Origin of the sequence: Anaerotignum lactatifermentans DSM 14214 (assembly GCF_900142265.1) — a bacterium.
Lineage (GTDB): Bacteria > Bacillota > Clostridia > Lachnospirales > Anaerotignaceae > Anaerotignum > Anaerotignum lactatifermentans.
In genome coordinates, this window is the sequence record NZ_FRAH01000003.1 from 1 (window position 1) to 19086 (window position 19086).

A 19086-nucleotide genomic window follows, 5' to 3' on the forward strand; every position below is an offset into this window, starting at 1 on the left:
AACTAACATGTGTATATGATTTGAACAACACTCCGCCTCTACAATATTTACACCTTTCCTTTCACATAATTCTCTTAATATCCTCCCAATATCTGCTTTTAACTTTTTATAAATCACCTGTCTGCGATATTTAGGTGCAAAAACAATATGATATTTGCATCTCCATTTGGAATGTGATAAACTTCTTATGTCATTCATTGACAAAACCTCCTGCTTCTATAATTTTGGTTGCCAGACCATTTTCATTATAACGCAGGAGGTTTCTTTCTTATACTAAAGTATTTTTACCTACCCCCAGTTGAACTGGGGGTTTTGTCATACCTGTTCGGCGTACAATAAAAACAGAGCCTGTGTTTCCACAAACTCTGCTCCGTTCTTTTCGCCCCTCGTCAAAGGCTTGAATGAAATGAGCCTTTGACGAAATTATTTATGATAAGGTTCTTTCCGGTTAATCCGCTCTGCCCGATAAATCTGTTCCAGCAAAATCACCCGCATCATCTGATGGGGAAATGTCATAGCAGAAAAACTCAAAGCAAAGTCTGCCCGTTTCATGACCTCTTTAGACAATCCCAGAGAACCGCCGATAACAAAAGCCATATGGCTGACACCGCCAACGGCTTTCTTTGCCATAAAGTCTGCCAGACCTTCAGAAGTCAATCCTTTTCCCTCAATGGCAAGGGCTACCACAAAAGCGTCGTCCTTGATGGCTTTCAGAATGCGCTCCCCTTCTTTTTTCTTCACTTCTTCTTCCTGTGCCGGACTCATGGTTTCCGGCGCTTTCTCGTCGGGCAGTTCCACGATTTCCAGTTTATGATACCGGCTCAAACGCTTGCTGTATTCCGCGATGGCGTCCTGCCAGTATTTTTCTTTCAGCTTGCCCACGCAAACAATGGTAATCCGCATGGCTTCTCCCTCCTCAAATGGTGACTTTTGCCCCGTTGGAATTTCTGGCAGCCATATCCATTTTCAATGCGCCGCCCAGTTTGATGCGGTTTTGCTCCAGAATTTCCGCCACCGTTTCATAAGCAAGGTAGGGGCTGTTATTTTCTTCGCTCAAATGTCCCAGAAAAATATGTTTCATTTTGCCGCTCATGATTTCTGCGAGAAGTGCGCCTGCGGTACGGTTGGACAGATGCCCTCTTTCCCCCAGAATACGCTGTTTCAGATTCCAGGGATACCGCCCTTTTTTCACCATTTCCTCATCATGGTTGGATTCCAGAAGCAAAATATCGCTGTCGGTAATATTCTCCCGAATGGTATCTGTCACATGTCCAATGTCTGTAGCCACAGTGATTTTCTTTTCTCCCGCAAAAACGCTGTAGCCCACTGGTGCTGCCGCGTCATGGGGAATGGCAAAGGGTTTCACACACAGGTCATTGATGACGCAAGGCTCCCCTTCGTATACAAAACGCTTATTGCGTGGGGCAATCTTGCCCAGACTGCCTTCCATGGCGTCCCACGTTTCCATAGTTGCATAGATAGGCACGTCAAACTTTCTAGAAAATACCCCTGCTCCCTTCACATGGTCGATATGCTCATGAGTGATGAACAGAGCATCAATCTGGTCACCGGTAAGGGACAGTTTTTCCAATCCTTCCAGTATCCGTTTGCCGCTGACGCCTGCATCAATGAGAATTTTCGTATGTTCTGTGCCCATAAAGATGCTGTTGCCGCTGCTGCCGCTGGCAATGGTACAAAAATCCAAGGGATTCCCCTCCTTTCCAAAATATTCCATAAAAACAGCCGCAAAAGTTCCGCCTTCCGCTCCCTCTTACGGCTGTCAAAAAATTTCTTATGCTTTCACACGGGTGATATTTGCGCCCAGTGCATTGAATTTATGTTCGACTTCTTCATAACCTCTGTCGATGTACTTCACGCCGTCAATGACGCTTTCGCCTTCTGCTGCCAGTGCTGCCAGAATCATGGCTGCCCCTGCACGCAAGTCTGTGGCTGTCACATTTGCCCCATGGAAACGGGGAATGCCGTCAATGCGGGCAACTCTGCCGTCGATCTGCACCTGTGCGCCCATCTTCCGCAGTTCGTCGATGTACTGATAACGGTTGTCCCATACGTTTTCTGTAATAACGCTCTGTCCCTGACAAACACTCAGCAGTGCCGCAATCTGGGGCTGCAGGTCTGTGGGGAAACCGGGATAACTCATGGTCTTGACATTTGCGCAGTGCAAAGGTCTGTTTGCTGTGATACGGATGGAATCGTCATGTTCCTCAATGGTCACGTTCATTTCATCCAGCTTTGCTGTCAGAGAATCCATGTGCTTGGGAATGATGTTCTTCACCAGCACATCGCCACCGGTAATGGCTGCTGCGATCATGTATGTTCCTGCCTCAATCTGGTCAGGAATAATGGTATACTGTGCGCCGTGGAGTTTTTCCACACCTTTGATACGGATCACATCTGTACCAGCGCCTTTGATATTGGCCCCCATCATGTTCAGATAGTTTGCGGTATCTACAACATGTGGTTCTTTTGCCGCGTTTTCAATGGTTGTCACGCCTTCTGCCATAGATGCAGCCAGCATGATATTGATGGTAGCGCCTACACTTACCTGGTCCATGTAAATGGATGTGCCCACCAGTCTGTCTGCGTAAGCACGAACCATGCCGTTGCCTTCTTCCACTGTTGCACCCAGGGCACGGAAGCCTTTCAGATGCAGGTCAATGGGTCTGACACCAAAGTTGCAGCCGCCGGGCAATGCAACTTCCGCTTTTTTGTATCTGGCAAGCATCGCTCCCAGGAAATAATAAGAAGCTCTGATCTTCTGTACTTCTTCAAAAGTGGCACAATGGGCTGTTCCCTTATCACAGTCGATTTTCAATGTATGCCCATTATCCAAATAGGTGCATGTGCCACCCAGTTTTTCGATGGTGTGACAGAGATTGTTCACATCCTCAATGCGGGGCAGGTTTTCCAATACACTGACGCCCTCTGCCATGATAGCTGCGGGAATCACTGCAACAGCCGCGTTTTTGGCACCGCTGATGTTGACTTCCCCTACAAGACGTTTACGTCCCTGTACAATCAATTTATCCATAAACAACATTCATCCTTCCAAATCATTCGCCAAAGGACTTTCTAAATTTCGCCCTAACATTCAGATTATATCACGAAACACCCCTACTGCAAAGCTTTTTTTGCTTTGTTTCGGGCTTTTGCGCCTTTAAAATCCTTTGTCCGCCCAAAAAGGACAAATTCATTCCACATAAATCATTCTCTTAGTCATGCCGCCGTCTACCACCAGATTGATGCCGTTGATAAAATCACTTTCTGCTGCTGCCAAAAACAGACATGCCCGCAGAATGTCGGCAGGTTTCCCCACCCGTCCCGAAGGATGCTGTTTATGGTCTGCTTCCGTCAAAGCGTCATAATCTCCCGTTTCAATCCAGCCGGGGCTGATGGCGTTCACTGTCACCGCCGTATCCGACAAAGATACGCAGAGGCTGTTGGTAAGAGAAACCACGCCGCCTTTGGATGCGCCGTAAGCCTCCCATCCCGCTTCGTTCTGATGCCATCTGGTAGATACGATGTTGATGATTCTGCCGTATTCCGCGCTTTCATTGGCACGAAGGAAATTTTGACAGCACAAAAAAGTCCCCCGCAGGTTCGTATGAATCACGTTGTCGAATTCCGCTGCTGTCAATTCCCATGGGGATTTCTGCAAATGACTGATGGCGCCGCAGTTCACCAGCACATCAATGACGCCGTACTTCTGCCGCGCATGTTCAAAAAACTGTTTTATGTCTGTTTCCTGCCGTAAATCCATGGGCAGGTATACGATGTTTTCTCTTGTAAAATCTGCTGTTTCGGGCAAATCCGTGGCAATGACAAAATACCCTGCCGCCGCAAAGCCTTCCGCCAGCGCATGTCCGATGCCGCCTGTGGCTCCCGTAATAACTGCCTGCTTCATGGGAACCCCCTCCTCTCTATTTGGTTTCATTATACAACAAAAGAAAGGCGGCAAAAAGGCAAAATTCTGCCAAAGTGTCTTGGCAAAAATTACACGACAAAAATGCCCGACTTTTCAGAAGCCGAGCATTTGAAAAAATTTATTTTTGTTTTGGATGCCAGATAGCTTTTTCCAGTTCCACCAGAGGCAAAGGTGCCAGTGCAAGGGCTGCTGTCAACAGCCACTGTTCCCCATTCAGGGGCACCACCTGGAAAACACCAGCCAGCGGCGGCATCATAATCACAACGCACTGCAAGGTTGCCCCAACCACAAATGCCATAAGAAGCCACTTATTGGAACAGAAAGGCAGTTTCCCTAAAGAGCCTTCTCCCCGCATATTGAAGGCATGCACCAACTGAGAAAGAGAAAGTACCGCAAAAGCCATGGTACGCCCTACGGCATAGCCATTCTCCTGATCGAAATACACATGCCCAATGCCGAAAGCCAGCAACGCCAAAACGCCAATCATAACCCCTTCTAGCAGGATTCTGCCGCCAAGTCCATCCCCAAACAAACTGCCCGTATTTTTCCGCGGCGGGCGTTCCATGATGTTTTCCTCTGCTGGCTCCATGCCAAGGGCAATGGCAGGCAAGGAGTCCGTCACCAGATTCACCCACAAAAGCTGGATTGGCAAAAGAGGTGCTGCCCAGCCCAAGAGCATTGCCACAAAGATCGTCAAAATCTCCCCGATATTGCTGGAAAGGAGGAAATGGACAGCTTTGCGGATATTGTCGTAAATGCCACGTCCTTCCCGTACCGCTTCCACAATGGTGGCAAAGTTATCGTCTGTCAAAATCAGGTCTGACGCCCCTTTTGCCACTTCCGTGCCGCTTTTGCCCATAGCACAGCCGATGTCTGCCGTTTTCAGAGCCGGTGCATCGTTGACGCCGTCCCCTGTCATGGCAACTACATTTCCTCTTTTCTGAAATGCTTGCACAATGCGAACTTTATGTTCCGGTGCCACTCTGGCAAATACCGTGCAGGTTTCCGCCGCCGTTTCCAGTTCTTTGTCGCTCATTTTGTCTAGTTCCGCCCCTGTGACAGCGCAGTCTCCTTTCTGGTAGATGCCCAATTCCCGACCGATGGCTTCTGCCGTCAGCACATGGTCCCCTGTAATCATGACAGGACGGATGCCTGCCTGTCTGCAAAGATGTACCGCCTCTTTCACTTCCGGTCTGGGCGGGTCTACCATACCTGCCATGCCCGCAAAAACCAGATTCCGCTCCAAGGCTTCTTCTGTCAAAGGTGGTTTTTCCGACCACTGGCGAAACGCCACTGCTACCACTCTAAGTGCCTGTGCCGCCATTTCCCCGTTAACCATCCGTGCCATGCTTTTTCGCCTATCGTCAAAGGGAACCTGTCCACTGCCCTCCATGCAGAAGGCACATTTTTCCAGTAAAATATCCGGCGCACCTTTTGTGACAGAAATCCAGCCATCCTCTGTTTTGTGGAGGGTGGTCATGCGCTTTCTTGCCGAAGAAAAAGGAATTTCTCCCACCCTTGGCATGTCCCGCCGGAGGGCGGCAAAGTCGATACCCGTGCTTTGTGCGTATTCCCCAAGGGCTTTTTCCGTCGGTTCTCCCTGCAAATTCCCATCTGACACATTGCAGTCATTGCAGAGGGCAAAAAGATTTGCAACCGTTTCACGCAAGTCCACATTCTTCGGTTCTCTATGGCTGTAATCTGTCCATGTGGTGACCTGCATACGATTTTGTGTTAATGTGCCTGTTTTGTCAGAACAAATGACTTGTGCACCGCCCAATGTTTCCACTGCCGACAGCCGCCGGACAATGGTATGTTTTTCCGACATACGGGATGTGCCCATAGCCAATACGATGGTCACAATGGCAGGCAGCCCTTCGGGAATGGCTGCCACCGCCAGGCTCACTGCCGTCATAAACATGGAAAAAGGCGGTTTCTCCTGCAAAATCCCCATGCAGAAAATGAGGGCGCAAATTGCCAATGCACCAATACCCAACTGTTTTCCTGTCTGTTCCAGTTTCTTCTGCAAAGGCGTCATGCTGTCAGATGTATGGGAAAGCATAGCGGCAATGCGCCCCATTTCCGTATCCATGCCCGTTGCTGTCACCAGCACTTTTCCTTTGCCATAAACCACATAACCTCCAGCGAGGACCATATTCTTCCGGTCACCTGTTGCCGTTTCTTCAGGCAAGCCGCCTACTGATGTTTTTTCTACAGGCAGCGCTTCCCCTGTCAGGGCGCTTTCTTCTGTTTTCAGACTGCGGCTTTCCACCACACGTCCATCAGCACAAACAGCGTCCCCTGTTTCCAGCAGCAGCAAATCCCCCGGCACCACTTCCGCCGCCGGAATTTCCCGCACAATGCCGTCCCGAATGACACGGGCATGGGGTGCTGCCATTTTCTTCAGGGCTTCCAGTGCCTTTTCCGCTTTGCTTTCCTGAAAAAGCCCCAGTACGGCGTTGAGCACCACGATGCCCAGAATCATCACCGCATCCAGCACATCATTTTCTCCGCTCAACCTAGAAATGACCACAGACACCACTGCCGCTCCCAGCAGCAGCAATATCATAAAGTCATCAAACTGTGCCAGGAACCGCCAGAACAGACTTTTTTTGCCGTCCGTTTCCGCCAGCTCATTCCGACCTTTTTGCGCCAGCCGCTCCGCCGCCATTTGGGAAGTCAATCCCTGTTTCTCGTCTGTTTCCAGACGACGTGCCGCTTCTTTCGTTTCCATTTGCCACCAATTCATATCCTCACCCGTTTCTCTCGTTGTCTTTGGTTGTCCTGCTTTTCCATTCTATGCGCCTATGACCAAAAACATGACTGCGGCATATCATAGCCACAGGAGGTGTTTCCCATGATTCTTTCCTTTCTGCTGGCACTTTCTCTCAGTCTGGACGCACTAGGCGCAGGTATGGCATGTGGACTGAGGCGAATTTCCCTGCCTGTTTTCTCCCGCATCGTTTTGGGGCTGGAAACGGCTGGGCTATTGTTTCTTTTTCTCAAAGCAGGTACCTTTCTGGCTGCCTGTCTGCCGCCCCACTGGGCAGAGCGAGGGGCAGCGTTATTTCTGGTGGGCTTTGGTCTATTTCTCTTGTTTCAAGGATGCCGCAAACAGACAGACAGCCCCTCTCCCCTGAAATTTCTGCGCAGCCCTTCCCAATGTGACACCGACGGTTCCGCAGTGCTGGAAGCAGGCGAAGCTTTGCTGTTAGGGCTGGTGCTTTCTGCAGATGCCTGCGGTGTTGGGCTTAGTGCCGCTGCGGCAGGTTTTTCCGTATATTGGCTGCCTTTTTTCGCTGCTCTTTTACAGACATTTTTCCTTTCCGTGGGCGCAGGGGCAGGAAAACGGCTTATGGAAGCGGCACCCATGGCGGAAAACCGCTATACCCTTTTGTCCGGCGGCATTTTCCTTGCCATGGGGCTGCTGCGGCTGTTCTGGTAGTCAGACATTTGTTCTTTTCATTTTGGAAGAAATATGCTATGATGGAAAAAAGCGTAAGGACGGCAAACAGGAGGCGATGACATGTTCACATCTTTCAACAGCGTGGAACTGATCACAGTTTCTTCACTGGAAGAACAGACCAAGCTGCGGAATCTGCTGACCCAAGGGGGCGTGGAACATATGGTGTCAGTGAAAGATCCCCATCAGACCAGCGGTTTTTTTCCTGTGCCTGATCCCGAAACCATGATGACACAGCTCATGGCTTATACTTTTTATGTGCATAAAAAACAATTGCAGCAGGCAATTTCTCTGCTGGAACAGGAGGGGTTTGTATGATTAACGTATTCAACAGAAAAGAAGTCTGCATCACTTACGACATGGCAGAACAGGCACGTGTAAGAGATATTTTGAAACAAAACAACATTGAGTATGATCTGGACACCAAGCGCATTGAATCTCCGTTGGGTGGACAAAGCCTCATCAGCTCATCCACTTCCCCTCTGGGCGCTCAGGTCAGTGTCAACAGCGACATGAGCAATCGCTGTCTGGAACACAAAGTATATGTCAAAAAATCTGATTACGAACTGGCAAAAAAACTCATTGAAAAGTAAGCATATAAATGCCGGATGTTCCTTTTGGAATATCCGGCATCTTTTATATATAACAGAAAAGCCGAAAATCTCTGCATCAACAGAAATTTTCGGCTCTTTTTTTATTTTCTCAAACAGACTGTGACAGATTAACCGTGGAACAGCTTTTTGGTCTGATAAATGGGTTCACAGGTCAGGTTCACACCCAGTTTCTGGAACACATTTTCATCTACCGCGGAAAGGATAACGGAAGAATGGACTTCGCAGCATTTCAGTTTTTCCAGCTGCTGCATCGCCAGTTCCGCTTTTTCGTCTGTTGCAGCACAGATACACAAAGCAATAAGGATTTCGTCTGTGTGCAGTCTGGGGTTATGGTTGCCCAGATGGGACACTTTCAAATGCTGGATGGGTTCGATGATGGTGGGAGAAATCAGCTTCACATCGTGATCCAGATTTGCCAGTTTCTTCAGTGCGTTCAGCAGCATTGCGGAAGACGCGCCCAAGAGAGAGCTTGTCTTGCCGGTAACGATGGTGCCGTCAGGCAGTTCGATGGCTGCCGCAGGTGCGCCGGTTTCTTCGGCTCTTTTCATGGCTGCTGCCGCTACGGGACGGTTGTCCACGCCAGTGCCTGCCTGTTTCATGAGCAGTTCCAGTTTATAGATGGATTCTTCGCCGCCGTTGCCTTTTCTCTGTTCACACAGGGCTTTGTAATATCGGCGAATGATTTCATTTCTGGAGGCTTCTTTGACAGCTTCATCATCGATGATGCAGTTGCCTACCATATTTACGCCCATATCTGTGGGGGATTTATAGGGAGATTCCCCGTAAATCTTTTCAAACATAGCGTTCAGTACAGGGAATACCTCTACGTCACGGTTATAGTTGACAGTGGTTTCGCCGTAAGCTTCCAGATGGAAGGGGTCGATCATATTCATGTCGTTCAGGTCAACGGTAGCCGCTTCATAAGCCAGGTTCACGGGGTGCTGCAAAGGTACATTCCAGATGGGGAATGTTTCGAATTTCGCATAGCCAGCCTTGATGCCACGTTTGTTTTCATGGTACAGCTGGGACAGACAAACTGCCATTTTGCCGCTGCCGGGACCGGGTGCTGTTACAACCACCAGAGAATGTTCTGTTTCGATATATTCGTTTTTGCCGAAGCCGTCTTCACTAACGATGAGGGGCACATTGCTGGGGTAGCCGGGGATGGTGTAATGACGATACACCTTCAGACCCAGATTTTCCAGTTTCCGCTGATAAGCCACTGCGCTTTCCTGACCGTTAAACTGTGTCAGTACCACGCTGCCCACATACAGGCCGTAGCCGCGGAAAGCGTCGATGAGGCGCAGTACGTCCATGTCGTAGGTAATGCCCAAGTCGCCGCGGACTTTGTTCTTTTCAATATCACCGGCATTGATGACCAGAACGATTTCTACGTCCTCTTTCACCTGCACCAGCATGTTGATCTTACTATCCGGCTTAAAGCCCGGCAGTACCCGGGAAGCGTGATAGTCATCGAAAAGCTTGCCGCCGAACTCCAGATAAAGTTTGCCGCCAAACTGTCCGATTCTTTCTTTGATGCGTGTTGACTGCATCTGCAAATATTTGTCGTTATCAAATCCAATCCGTACCATTTTTTAATCTCCCAAATCTATTGTCACATCCGTTAACTGTTTCATTTACGGTACAAAATTATACTATTTTTTTTCACGATTTACAAAGGAAACCTTGTTTTTTTTCGAAAATCTCCCACTTGCATGAAAACTTTTGTCATTTCTTAGGTTTTTTCTATGGAATTCTGTTCAAAATCCTCCTCTTTGCAGACCACCGATAAGCAGTATATACGAACCTCCGCCGCTCCTGCCCGCAAAAGGGTACGTGTACACTCCTGTAGTGTGGTGCCTGTGGTGAAGATATCATCCAGCAGCAAAACATGTTTTCCTGCAATGACATCTTTCTTTGCCGCACCAAATACGTTCTTCAGGTTTTCCTTTCTCTGTGCCGCCTTCAGACTGTTTTGGGGCAAAGTATCCACAAGTCTTTCCAATACACCGGGCACATGATGCATTCCCGTTTCCTTTGCCAGTCCTTCACAGAGGATTTCCGCCTGATTGAAGCCGCGAAACCGCAGTTTATTGGCATGGAGCGGTACTTCTGTCAGCACATCTGCCCATGTTGCCCAGCCAGGATGCTCCTGCAAAAGATATTCCGCCATCAAATGACTGAGCCGCTCCCCTTCATGGCGATACCCATGAAACTTAAAAGCGGCAATCTCCTCCTGCATGGTTTCATAGGAAAATGCCGCTGTGCCCGCTGTAAAAAGAAAATCCTTATGGCGGCACCGATGGCAAAGAACGTCATTGTCCACAGGTCTGCCGCAGATACGGCATTTTTCTCCTGTGAGAAAAGGCGGATGTGCCAGACAATCGGGGCACAACAGCCGTTCTTCTTTCTCCAAAGGCAAAAGACTGCCGCATACAGCGCATCTTGGCGGAAAGAGAAATTCCTTCAAGGTTTCTTTCACACTTCTCATTCTCCCGCCTCCGCCATAAAGTCATAAAGATTCCGTATGCGCTGGGCAAGACCTGTATACCGTCCCACTTCTCTGTCGTTGTTTACCATGGCGGAAATGGTTTCCTGTATGCCCACCAGCACCACCAATGTTTTGGCACGGGTCACCGCTGTATAAAGCAGATTTCTTGTCATGAGCATAGGCGGACCGCTGTGAACAGGAATGATGACAACAGGATACTCACTGCCCTGAGATTTATGGATGGTGATGGCATAAGCCAGTTCCAGTTCTTCCAGCTGGGAATAATCGTAATCCACCACTTTCCCATCATCGAAAACCACCTGCATGGTTTCGTTTGCATCATCGATCTCTCTTATCATACCCGCATCGCCGTTAAATATGCCTACGCCTTCATCACAGCGTTTTCCCATGGCATTATACATGCGCCAAGCAATATTATAGTTATTTTTGATCTGCATGACCTTGTCCCCTTCCCGGAACACAATCTGACGAAATTCTTTTTCCGCCCGTTCTTCCGAGGGTGGATTCAAAGCCGCCTGCAAAACGGTGTTGAGATTCTGCACACCCAAAACGCCTTTTCGCATAGGTGTCAGCACCTGCATATCTCTAAGACCATCGCAGCCTGTAAACTTCGGCAGACGGGTCAGCACCAAATCCCGAATGGTACGCACCACATCTTCCCCGAAAGCTCTTTTCACAAAAAAGAAATCCGTACCGTTTTCATTGAGGACAGGATCATCCCCTCTGTTGATGCGGTGAGCGTTCATGATGATGGCGCTTTCCTGTGCCTGACGGAAAATATGCTCCAGTCTGACTACCTTCAGCCGTTCACTGCGAATCATGTCTTTCAGTACATTGCCGGGGCCAACGGAAGGCAGCTGGTCCACGTCCCCTACGAAAATCAGACGGGTTCCCGGTGCCACCGCCCGCAGCAGGGCATGCATCAGCATAATATCCACCATGGAGGTTTCGTCAATGATGATGACATCCGCTTCAATGGGATTTTCCTCATTTCGATCAAAGGTCTGTCTGCGGACATCTTCTCCCAAAAAGGTGCTTTCCAGCATACGGTGAATGGTCTGGGCTTCTACACCTGTGGCTTCGCTCATGCGCTTTGCCGCTCGTCCTGTGGGTGCCGCCAGCACTACCTCACAGCCCTCATCTTTTAACAATCGCAGAATGGTATTGATGGTGGTGGTTTTCCCGGTACCGGGACCGCCGGTGATGATGAGCACACCGCAGCTCATGGCTTCCAGCACTGCCGCACGCTGTTCTTCCGCCAAAATGACACCTGTTTTCTTTTCCATGCGGGCAATCTCATTGGCAACGCCTTCCATATTGGTGCACATATACTCCTGGGAAAGTTCCAGCAGCCGTTTTGCCACTGCCATTTCCGCATAAAAATAAGTATTCAGGTATACGCTGTCCATACCGTTCATGGTTTCCTGCCAGATTTGGCTGTCCACCTGCAATTCCCGGATGGCGTTTTCCACATGGTCGGGATGGAGCTGCAACAATTCTTTTGCCTGCTCCATAAGGCTTTCTTTAGGCAGATAGCAATCCCCGTTGGATGCCGCATTGGTGAGGATATATTTCACTGCCGCCTTCACACGATTGGGGTCGTCCGGGGAAATGCCTGCCGATGCTGCCATTTTATCCGCCATACGGAAGCCAATGCCCCAGATGTCGTCTGCCAGCCGATAAGGGTTATGCTTCACCACTTCAAAAGTACGAGATTTATATTTCTTATAAATCCGCATGGCATAGGTAGGGGAAACGTCAAATTCCTGCAAAAACAGCATGGCTTTCCGCAGTTCATGCTGTTCCCGGAAAACCTCGGAAATCCGCTGGGCTTTTTCATAAGTCAGCCCTTTGATTTCCGCCAGCTGTTCCGGTTTTTCCTCAATGACATAAAAAGAAGCTTCTCCAAAACGGTCTACAATTTTCTTTGCAATCTTCGGACCAATGCCTTTGATAAGTCCAGAAGATAAATATTTCTCAATACCGGCACAGGTGGTAGGCATGGATTTTTCATAGCTGGTCACTTGAATCTGTCTGCCATAAAGAGGATGGATAGACCAATGCCCCGTAATCTCCAGACTTTCCCCGGCGTGAATCTGGGGCACAATGCCCACGCAGGTCACCTCGTCATCCTCTGTTTCCAGCGCAAAAACCGTATAGCCGTTGTCGGCATTTTGATAAATGATGCTTTCTACTTCGCCTGTGATACGGATTTCATCCATGTCCTTCCCTCCTTTGCCGCACAATATAAAAAGTATAGCACATTCTCCATAAAAAGAGAACAGCCGTTCCCAAAATTCCCCCGAAGCCTTGACAAAATCCAAAAATCATGTAAAATGAACATTGTTCAACTTGAAAAGAAAAGGAGGGATTTCATGCACCCCAATGTGACTTCCAAAGAAAAACTGCTCCTTGCCGCCAAAGAATTGGCAAAAACAGAGGGGCTTTCCGCTTTGCAGATGCGTTCCCTGGCTTCTGCGGCAGGCGTTGCCGTTGGTTCCGTTTATAATTATTTTCCCAACAAAAACGCCCTGCTGACGGCAGTGGTTGCCAGCATCTGGTTTGATATGTTCCATAACGACACAACAGAAAACACCAGAAACATGGGCTTTTGCGATGCTGTTTCCCATTTGTTTGCACAAATACAGAAAGGCATTGCCGCTTATCCGGACTTTTTTGCCGTCCATCGGGTGATTTTCGATGAGGGAGAAAAAGAAAACGCCCTGAAGCTGCGGGAAAACACTTTCTCTCATATTGAAAAAAATCTGCTGAACGCGCTGGAAACCGACCCACGTATTCGTCCCGATGCCTTTGACGGCAGTCTGACACAAAAAGCGCTGGTATCCTTCACATTCACCCACCTGCTGGCATTGTGGAACAGCGGCGCAAAAGACTGCGACACCCTCATCGCCATTCTTTCCAAGATACTTTACAGCGCATAGGAGGTGCGTCCATGATACCCAAAAAATACTTATTGCTGCTGGCTGGGCTTGTCTGGGGTGCGGCTGGTTTCAACATCCTGCGGCTTGGGCTGCTGGCTTATGTTGGGCTAGTCAAACCCTTGTATCTGCTCCTGTCTGTCGCCGTTTTCGTGATTTTTCAGAAAATGGTATTCGGTAAACTGGTACAAAAACACACTGCCCGCATCCTTGCTTATGACGCACCAAAAGTCTGGTTCTGGCACTTTTTCGACAGGAAATCCTTCCTCATCATGGCATTTATGATGACCGTGGGTATTTCCCTGCGGAAATTTTCACTGGTGCCCATGGACTTCATTGCTTTTTTCTACACTGGTCTGGGGGCATCCCTGCTGCTGGCCGGGATACTGTTTCTGCGGCAGTTTTTCCTGACACTGACTGACAACACAAAGGAGGTTATTCATATGGATTTTCAAAAACTCATTTCTTCTTCCTTCCATTATGCCATTGCCGGGCTGACATGCGGCGTATTTTACCGTGAATTTACAAAGTTTAACGCTTTTACAGGCAAAACCACACTGGCATTCACCCATCTGCACCTGCTCGTCATGGGTACACTGCTGTTTCTGATTCTGGCAGCCATTGCTCTTCATACAGATTTGGCGGAACAGGCGCGTTTCCAGCAGTTCCGCAAGGTCTATGCCGTTGCCCTGCCTTTTATGGTTGTGATGTTCTTTGTCCGCGGCATCCTGCAGGTATTGCAGACACCCCTTTCCACAGGGGCAAACGCTGCCATTTCCGGCATTGCGGGTATTTCCCATATCCTTATGACAGCCGCGCTGGTGCTGCTGTTCCTGGCTCTGCGTCGCTGCACACCGAAAAAGGCATAAGCATTTCTAAAAAGTACAAAAAGCCCACTTCCAACAAAGTGGGTTCCTTTTGAAAGTAACTTGAACGATGTTCATATTCATGAACAGGAGGTTTTTATGCAGGCAATTATGGAAACTTTGTTCGATATATTTTATCTCACCAGCGTGATCATGCTAGGCATTCTCATGGCAAGCAAGAAACAAACCCAGAAGCAATATCGCCTCTTTGGCATCATGGCAATTTTACTGGGCTTTGGTGATGCCTTCCATCTCATTCCCAGAGCCTTTGCCCTTTGGACAACGGGGCTGGAAAACCACGCCTTTTCTCTGGGCATGGGCAAACTGATTACATCCATCACCATGACCATCTTTTATGTGATTCTCTACCATGTCTGGCGGATGCGCTACCACATTACAGAGCAAAAAGGGCTGACTGCCATCATTTATATTTTGGCGTTTCTCCGCATTATCCTCTGTCTTTGCCCTCAGAACGCTTGGACAAGCCCCGCTGCCCCCTTATCTTGGGGCATTTACCGAAACATCCCTTTCACCATCATGGGGATTCTCATGATCATCCTCTTCTACAAAAGCACCCGTCAGCACCATGACAGTTCCTTCAAAAACATGTGGCTGACCATACTGCTCAGTTTTGGATTTTATATTCCTGTGGTGTTATTTGCCGATACCATTCCGCTCATGGGTATGCTGATGATTCCTAAGACGCTGGCATACCTTTGGACTGTCTGGATTGGATATCAGGCTATGAAAACAAATATGTAATTTTTTCACAGCCCATTTTCTCTGGGCTGTTTTTTCATTTCAATTGTAAACCATTATTATTAAATATTGTTGACAATAGATTTTCCCAGTGCTATATTGAAACACAAAATTTGCAAAGGCGGTGTTTCTTTGACTCTCACAAAAACAAAAACACAAATCCTCTGCGCCCTTTTTGCGGCGCTCATTGCCATTGGGGCGTTTCTTCGGGTGCCAGTGCCGCTGGTACCCTTTACCCTGCAATTTCTTTTCACCACATTGGCAGGGCTTCTATTAGGAAAAAAAGCCGGCAGTGCTGCCGTATGGCTTTATGTACTGCTGGGGCTTGTGGGACTGCCCATATTTGCCGAAGGCGGCGGCATTTCCTACATCTTCAAGCCTACCTTCGGCTATCTCATCGGCTTTGGGCTGGGGGCTTATGTGACAGGCTTTCTCACCGAACAAAATACCTCCTATAAACAGCTCATTCTGGCAAACTTTGCTGGACTTTTGGTGGTATACCTCTGCGGCATGGCTTATTACGCCGCCATCAGTGCTTTTTACCTCCACAACCCCATTGGATTATTCCCCTTGTTCCTCTACTGCTTTTTACTGGCAGTGCCCGGGGACATTGTCCTTTGCGTTGTTGCGGCAATACTGGCAAAGCGGCTCATTCCCATTTTCAGATACGACAGGAGATGAATTTCATGGATACATTGGAAACATTGACACAACAGGTCATGGGCGGACACAAAGTCACCAAAGAAGAAGCCCTCTGGCTCTCCACGCAGCCCTTAGAACCTCTGTGCAGACAGGCAGACAAGATTCGCCGTCATTTCTGTCAAAACACCTTCGACCTATGCACCATCATCAACGGCAAAAGCGGCAGATGCAGTGAAAACTGCAAATTCTGCGCCCAATCTGCCCACAATCACACAGACGCAGACACTTACCCCCTGCTTTCCAAAGAAGAAATCCTCGCAGACGCCAAAAAACAGGCGGCGCAAGGGGTTTTGCGGTACTCCATCGTCACTGCTGGAAAAGCTCTTTCTGACGAAGAAATCGACAGCATGTGCGACACTATCCGGCAAATCCGACAGGAAACCACCCTCTCCATCTGTGTTTCCTTTGGACTTTTGACAGAACCACAGTTTCGCAGACTGAAAGAGGCAGGTGTAAGCCGTGTACACAACAATCTGGAAACATCGGAAAAACATTTCCCCAATATCTGCACCACCCATACTTTTGCCGACAAAGTATCCGCCATACAGGCAGCACAACGGGCAGGGCTGACCGTATGCAGCGGCGGCATCATGGGTATGGGTGAAACCATGGCAGACCGCATCGACATGGCACTTTCTCTGCGGGAATTGGGTATCACCAGCGTTCCCGTTAACGTGTTGAATCCCATCCCCGGCACGCCTTTTGGAGAATATCCCACTTTGTCAGAAGAAGAAGTTCTGCGGATTCTTGCCCTTTACCGTTTCCTTTTGCCTGCCGCTTCCATCCGTATGGCTGGAGGACGTGGTCTTTTACCGGACGGCGGAAGAAGCTGTTTCCTTTCCGGCGCAAACGCCGCCATCACAGGAGATATGCTCACCACCGCAGGCATTACGGTACAAACAGATTTACAAATGCTCACAGAACTTGGATACGAGGTGAAACTAGATGAAACAGCTGATGATCATCGGCACTGACACGGACGTAGGTAAAACTTATGTCAGCGGGCTGATATTGAAAAAACTCCACGAAAACGGCAAAAAAGCCGCTTATTTCAAAGCAGCCATGAGTGGCAATATCCGTCTTTCTGATGGTTCCCTTTTGCCCGGTGACGCGGACTTTGTGAAAACCACTTCTGGCATTTCCCAGTCCCTTGCTGACATGTGTCCCTATGTATACGAAACCGCTGTTTCCCCTCATCTGGCGGCGCAGATAGAAGGAAATCCCATCGAATGGGAAACGATACAAGAAGCATACGATACCCTTTGCGGCACATACGACTTCGTCACTGTGGAAGGCTCCGGCGGCATCCTCTGTCCCCTGCGTCATGACGAAACTACTTCTTTTTCTCTGGCGGACTTTGTCCTGTCCCAGCATCTTTCCTGTCTTTTGGTGGCAGACGCAGGACTGGGCACGCTGAACTATGTGGGCTTGACGGCGGCGTATCTGAAAAGCCAAAACATCCCCTTGCAGGGCATCATCCTGAACCGCTTCCAGACAGGAAATCTTTTGCATGAGGACAACAAGCGCATGTGCGAAATCCTGACAGGCGTTCCCGTCATTGCCTGTCTCCCAGAAGGTGCTGCAGACCTGCCCATTTCCATCGAAACCCTAGTATCCCTTTATACAGAAAGGAAGGAAAACCCATGCTCTGGTATCCCTACACACAAATGAAAATCATGGAGGAACCCATTGAGATTCTGGATGCCAAAGGCGTCTGGCTTTATACGAAAGAAGGAAAACTCATTGACTCCATTTCCTCCTGGTGGAGCGTCATCCATGGCTACAGCCACCCGAAGCTAAACGAAGCCATTCTGTCACAGGTACCTCATTTTTCCCATATCATGCTGGGTGGCTTGACCCACAAGCCCGTGCAGGAACTTTCGGAAAAACTGGCAAGCTGGCTTCCCGGCAGTCTGAACCACTGCTTTTTCTCCGACTCCGGCAGTGTTGCAGTAGAAGTTGCTCTAAAGATGGCATTGCAGTATTACATCAATCAGGGCAATACCCAACGCACCATGGTCTTGGCACTGGAACACGCCTACCACGGGGACACCTTCAAAACCATGGAGATAGGCGATGACCCGGATTATCACTTTGTGCTGAACGCCTACGGCAAAAGCCCCCATGTGGTACATATCCCAACCACTATAGGCGCACTGGAACAGGCTTTTGCAAAATATCATCAAAAACTGAACTGCATGATTGTAGAACCTCTTTTGCAGGGTGCCGGCGGTATGCGCATGTATGATATTTCTTTTCTGGAACGTGCCAGAGAGCTTTGTGACCAGTATGGTGTGCTTCTCATTTTTGACGAAGTTGCCACAGGCTTTGGCAGGACAGGACACCGCTTTGTTGCTGATGTGGTAGAGCCGGACATTTTGGTGCTGGGAAAAGCATTGACTGGCGGTTATCTGGGACACGCTGTCACCGTTGCCAACGACCGTGTTTTCACCGCTTTTTATGACGATAATCCCGACCATGCCCTTATGCATGGGCCAACATTTATGGGAAACGCTCTGGCTTGTCGCGTAGCATTGGCTTCTATTTCCTTATTTGAGGAAGAACATACCATGGAGAAAATCCATCGCATTGAGGAAATCACCCGCCTTGAAATGGCGGGCTTCACAGACCCTCGCATCCGTGAAATCCGCATCCTAGGCGGCTGTGTGTGCATCGAAGTCTATGACCCTGCTGTTTTGAAGGGCTATGCCGCTTTTGCCCGTGAGCGCGGTGTATTCAGCAGACCTTTTCTTTCTTATCTTTATGCCATGGTGCCTTACATCATTTCTGAAGCAGAACTGGTGCAGGTGTTAGACACCATGAAAGCATGGTTTCAAAAAGACTGACTCTACGCTGCGGCGGTTGACCTCTCCTGCCTTTCTGGTATCATATAGGACAGGAGGTGCATCCAATATGGACAGGGAAAAAATCGGCGCACTGCTGCGGCAGCTGCGTCTGGAGAGAGGCATGACACAAAAAGAAGCGGCTCACAGGCTGCAAATCAGCGACAAGACCATTTCCAAGTGGGAACGCGGGGTTTCACTTAGATAAAGATACCACACCATTCCCACGCTGACTTTTGCTCAACCGATACAGCCGGAGGGCTGGATAACAAGAAAAGGCGGTATGCGCCCCGTGGAGGGGTAGCGTACCGCCTTTCCTTGTGGGGGTTTCCAAAGGGGGCAACGCCCCCATTTGGCACACGACTTTGCGAAGCAAAGTGTAGTGTGTTATACGCTCTGTCGGCGTTGTCGTGAAAATGCCGTTGCCGCCGGGGAGGGCAAG

At 49.0% G+C, this 19086-nt stretch carries 20 protein-coding genes; 11 read left to right on the plus strand and 9 right to left on the minus strand.

Features of this window, described 5'->3' with window-relative positions; genetic code table 11:
• From tnpA to BUB35_RS00040, 6 genes are all read right to left on the minus strand, one after another.
• Positions 1–198 (minus strand): IS200/IS605 family transposase (tnpA, locus tag BUB35_RS00015; protein WP_072847942.1); only part of this gene is annotated, 198 nt, incomplete at its 3' end.
• 225 nt (positions 199–423) lie between these two features.
• Positions 424–903, minus strand: coding sequence for a 23S rRNA (pseudouridine(1915)-N(3))-methyltransferase RlmH (gene rlmH, locus BUB35_RS00020; RefSeq protein WP_022364248.1), 480 nt, complete (start codon positions 901–903; stop codon positions 424–426).
• Positions 904–916: 13 nt separating this feature from the next.
• Positions 917–1705: an MBL fold metallo-hydrolase gene (locus tag BUB35_RS00025; protein WP_072847943.1), complete on the minus strand. Its 789-nt coding sequence runs from the start codon at positions 1703–1705 to the stop codon at positions 917–919.
• A gap of 87 nt (positions 1706–1792) precedes the next feature.
• Complete coding sequence (locus BUB35_RS00030) at positions 1793–3052, minus strand: UDP-N-acetylglucosamine 1-carboxyvinyltransferase (protein WP_072847944.1); 1260 nt, start codon at positions 3050–3052, stop codon at positions 1793–1795.
• A 159-nt stretch (positions 3053–3211) separates the two neighbouring features.
• Entirely contained in the window at positions 3212–3925 is a 714-nt protein-coding gene (locus BUB35_RS00035) for an SDR family NAD(P)-dependent oxidoreductase (RefSeq protein WP_072847945.1), read from the minus strand.
• A gap of 139 nt (positions 3926–4064) precedes the next feature.
• A complete protein-coding gene (locus BUB35_RS00040; protein WP_200777555.1) occupies positions 4065–6695 on the minus strand; it encodes a calcium-translocating P-type ATPase, PMCA-type in 2631 nt (876 codons plus the stop codon).
• A gap of 108 nt (positions 6696–6803) precedes the next feature.
• On the opposite strand from BUB35_RS00040, the gene BUB35_RS00045 reads away from it, so the two are divergent.
• The 3 genes from BUB35_RS00045 to BUB35_RS00055 all read left to right on the plus strand — a co-directional run bounded on the left by BUB35_RS00045 (position 6804) and on the right by BUB35_RS00055 (position 8002).
• Positions 6804–7391 carry an MntP/YtaF family protein gene (locus BUB35_RS00045; protein WP_072847947.1) on the plus strand — a complete coding sequence of 196 codons (588 nt, stop codon included), beginning with the start codon at positions 6804–6806 and terminating at the stop codon, positions 7389–7391.
• A gap of 81 nt (positions 7392–7472) precedes the next feature.
• The gene (locus BUB35_RS00050; RefSeq protein WP_072847948.1) at positions 7473–7727 is read left to right on the plus strand and encodes a hypothetical protein; all 255 of its coding nucleotides are present in this window, start codon (positions 7473–7475) and stop codon (positions 7725–7727) included.
• Complete coding sequence (locus BUB35_RS00055; protein ID WP_022364254.1) at positions 7724–8002, plus strand: hypothetical protein; 279 nt, start codon at positions 7724–7726, stop codon at positions 8000–8002. Before BUB35_RS00050 ends, BUB35_RS00055 begins: the two co-directional genes overlap by 4 nt.
• A 128-nt stretch (positions 8003–8130) precedes the next feature.
• Here BUB35_RS00055 and BUB35_RS00060 read toward each other — a convergent pair whose 3' ends face one another.
• The 3 genes from BUB35_RS00060 to recD2 all read right to left on the minus strand — a co-directional run bounded on the left by BUB35_RS00060 (position 8131) and on the right by recD2 (position 12757).
• The gene (locus tag BUB35_RS00060) at positions 8131–9615 is read right to left on the minus strand and encodes a DUF1846 domain-containing protein (protein WP_072847949.1); all 1485 of its coding nucleotides are present in this window, start codon (positions 9613–9615) and stop codon (positions 8131–8133) included.
• Positions 9616–9758: 143 nt separating this feature from the next.
• A complete protein-coding gene (locus BUB35_RS00065; RefSeq protein WP_072847950.1) occupies positions 9759–10514 on the minus strand; it encodes a ComF family protein in 756 nt (251 codons plus the stop codon).
• Positions 10511–12757 (minus strand): SF1B family DNA helicase RecD2, encoded by a 2247-nt coding sequence (gene recD2 / locus BUB35_RS00070; protein WP_072847951.1) that lies wholly within the window; start codon positions 12755–12757, stop codon positions 10511–10513. The genes BUB35_RS00065 and recD2 overlap by 4 nt, the downstream gene beginning before the upstream one ends.
• A gap of 153 nt (positions 12758–12910) precedes the next feature.
• On the opposite strand from recD2, the gene BUB35_RS00075 reads away from it, so the two are divergent.
• From BUB35_RS00075 to BUB35_RS00110, 8 genes are all read left to right on the plus strand, one after another.
• Positions 12911–13477 (plus strand): TetR/AcrR family transcriptional regulator, encoded by a 567-nt coding sequence (locus tag BUB35_RS00075; RefSeq protein WP_072847952.1) that lies wholly within the window; start codon positions 12911–12913, stop codon positions 13475–13477.
• Between the two features lie 11 nt (positions 13478–13488).
• On the plus strand, positions 13489–14343 hold the full coding sequence (locus tag BUB35_RS19840) for a DUF2871 domain-containing protein (protein ID WP_072847953.1): 855 nt from the start codon (positions 13489–13491) through the stop codon (positions 14341–14343).
• Positions 14344–14439: 96 nt separating this feature from the next.
• Positions 14440–15102 carry a hypothetical protein gene (locus BUB35_RS00085; protein ID WP_072847954.1) on the plus strand — a complete coding sequence of 221 codons (663 nt, stop codon included), beginning with the start codon at positions 14440–14442 and terminating at the stop codon, positions 15100–15102.
• 129 nt (positions 15103–15231) lie between these two features.
• Complete coding sequence (locus tag BUB35_RS00090; protein WP_072847955.1) at positions 15232–15780, plus strand: biotin transporter BioY; 549 nt, start codon at positions 15232–15234, stop codon at positions 15778–15780.
• Positions 15781–15785: 5 nt separating this feature from the next.
• Complete coding sequence (gene bioB, locus BUB35_RS00095; protein WP_072847956.1) at positions 15786–16775, plus strand: biotin synthase BioB; 990 nt, start codon at positions 15786–15788, stop codon at positions 16773–16775.
• Positions 16747–17472, plus strand: coding sequence for a dethiobiotin synthase (gene bioD, locus BUB35_RS00100; protein ID WP_072847957.1), 726 nt, complete (start codon positions 16747–16749; stop codon positions 17470–17472). The genes bioB and bioD overlap by 29 nt, the downstream gene beginning before the upstream one ends.
• Positions 17445–18647 carry an adenosylmethionine--8-amino-7-oxononanoate transaminase gene (gene bioA, locus BUB35_RS00105; protein WP_072847958.1) on the plus strand — a complete coding sequence of 401 codons (1203 nt, stop codon included), beginning with the start codon at positions 17445–17447 and terminating at the stop codon, positions 18645–18647. The genes bioD and bioA overlap by 28 nt, the downstream gene beginning before the upstream one ends.
• Positions 18648–18714: 67 nt before the next feature.
• Positions 18715–18852: a helix-turn-helix domain-containing protein gene (locus BUB35_RS00110; protein WP_084730484.1), complete on the plus strand. Its 138-nt coding sequence runs from the start codon at positions 18715–18717 to the stop codon at positions 18850–18852.
• Positions 18853–19086 lie beyond the last annotated feature (234 nt).

Coding starts and splice junctions, on each gene's coding strand:
- rlmH (WP_022364248.1), bottom strand. CDS start 903: ATGCGGATTACCATTGTTTGCGTGGGCAAGCTGAAAGAAAAATACTGG.
- BUB35_RS00030 (WP_072847944.1), bottom strand. CDS start 3,052: ATGGATAAATTGATTGTACAGGGACGTAAACGTCTTGTAGGGGAAGTC.
- BUB35_RS00035 (WP_072847945.1), bottom strand. CDS start 3,925: ATGAAGCAGGCAGTTATTACGGGAGCCACAGGCGGCATCGGACATGCG.
- BUB35_RS00040 (WP_200777555.1), bottom strand. CDS start 6,695: ATGAATTGGTGGCAAATGGAAACGAAAGAAGCGGCACGTCGTCTGGAA.
- BUB35_RS00045 (WP_072847947.1), top strand. CDS start 6,804: ATGATTCTTTCCTTTCTGCTGGCACTTTCTCTCAGTCTGGACGCACTA.
- BUB35_RS00050 (WP_072847948.1), top strand. CDS start 7,473: ATGTTCACATCTTTCAACAGCGTGGAACTGATCACAGTTTCTTCACTG.
- BUB35_RS00055 (WP_022364254.1), top strand. CDS start 7,724: ATGATTAACGTATTCAACAGAAAAGAAGTCTGCATCACTTACGACATG.
- BUB35_RS00060 (WP_072847949.1), bottom strand. CDS start 9,615: ATGGTACGGATTGGATTTGATAACGACAAATATTTGCAGATGCAGTCA.
- BUB35_RS00065 (WP_072847950.1), bottom strand. CDS start 10,514: ATGAGAAGTGTGAAAGAAACCTTGAAGGAATTTCTCTTTCCGCCAAGA.
- recD2 (WP_072847951.1), bottom strand. CDS start 12,757: ATGGATGAAATCCGTATCACAGGCGAAGTAGAAAGCATCATTTATCAA.
- BUB35_RS00075 (WP_072847952.1), top strand. CDS start 12,911: ATGCACCCCAATGTGACTTCCAAAGAAAAACTGCTCCTTGCCGCCAAA.
- BUB35_RS19840 (WP_072847953.1), top strand. CDS start 13,489: ATGATACCCAAAAAATACTTATTGCTGCTGGCTGGGCTTGTCTGGGGT.
- BUB35_RS00085 (WP_072847954.1), top strand. CDS start 14,440: ATGCAGGCAATTATGGAAACTTTGTTCGATATATTTTATCTCACCAGC.
- bioB (WP_072847956.1), top strand. CDS start 15,786: ATGGATACATTGGAAACATTGACACAACAGGTCATGGGCGGACACAAA.
- bioD (WP_072847957.1), top strand. CDS start 16,747: ATGAAACAGCTGATGATCATCGGCACTGACACGGACGTAGGTAAAACT.
- bioA (WP_072847958.1), top strand. CDS start 17,445: ATGCTCTGGTATCCCTACACACAAATGAAAATCATGGAGGAACCCATT.
- BUB35_RS00110 (WP_084730484.1), top strand. CDS start 18,715: ATGGACAGGGAAAAAATCGGCGCACTGCTGCGGCAGCTGCGTCTGGAG.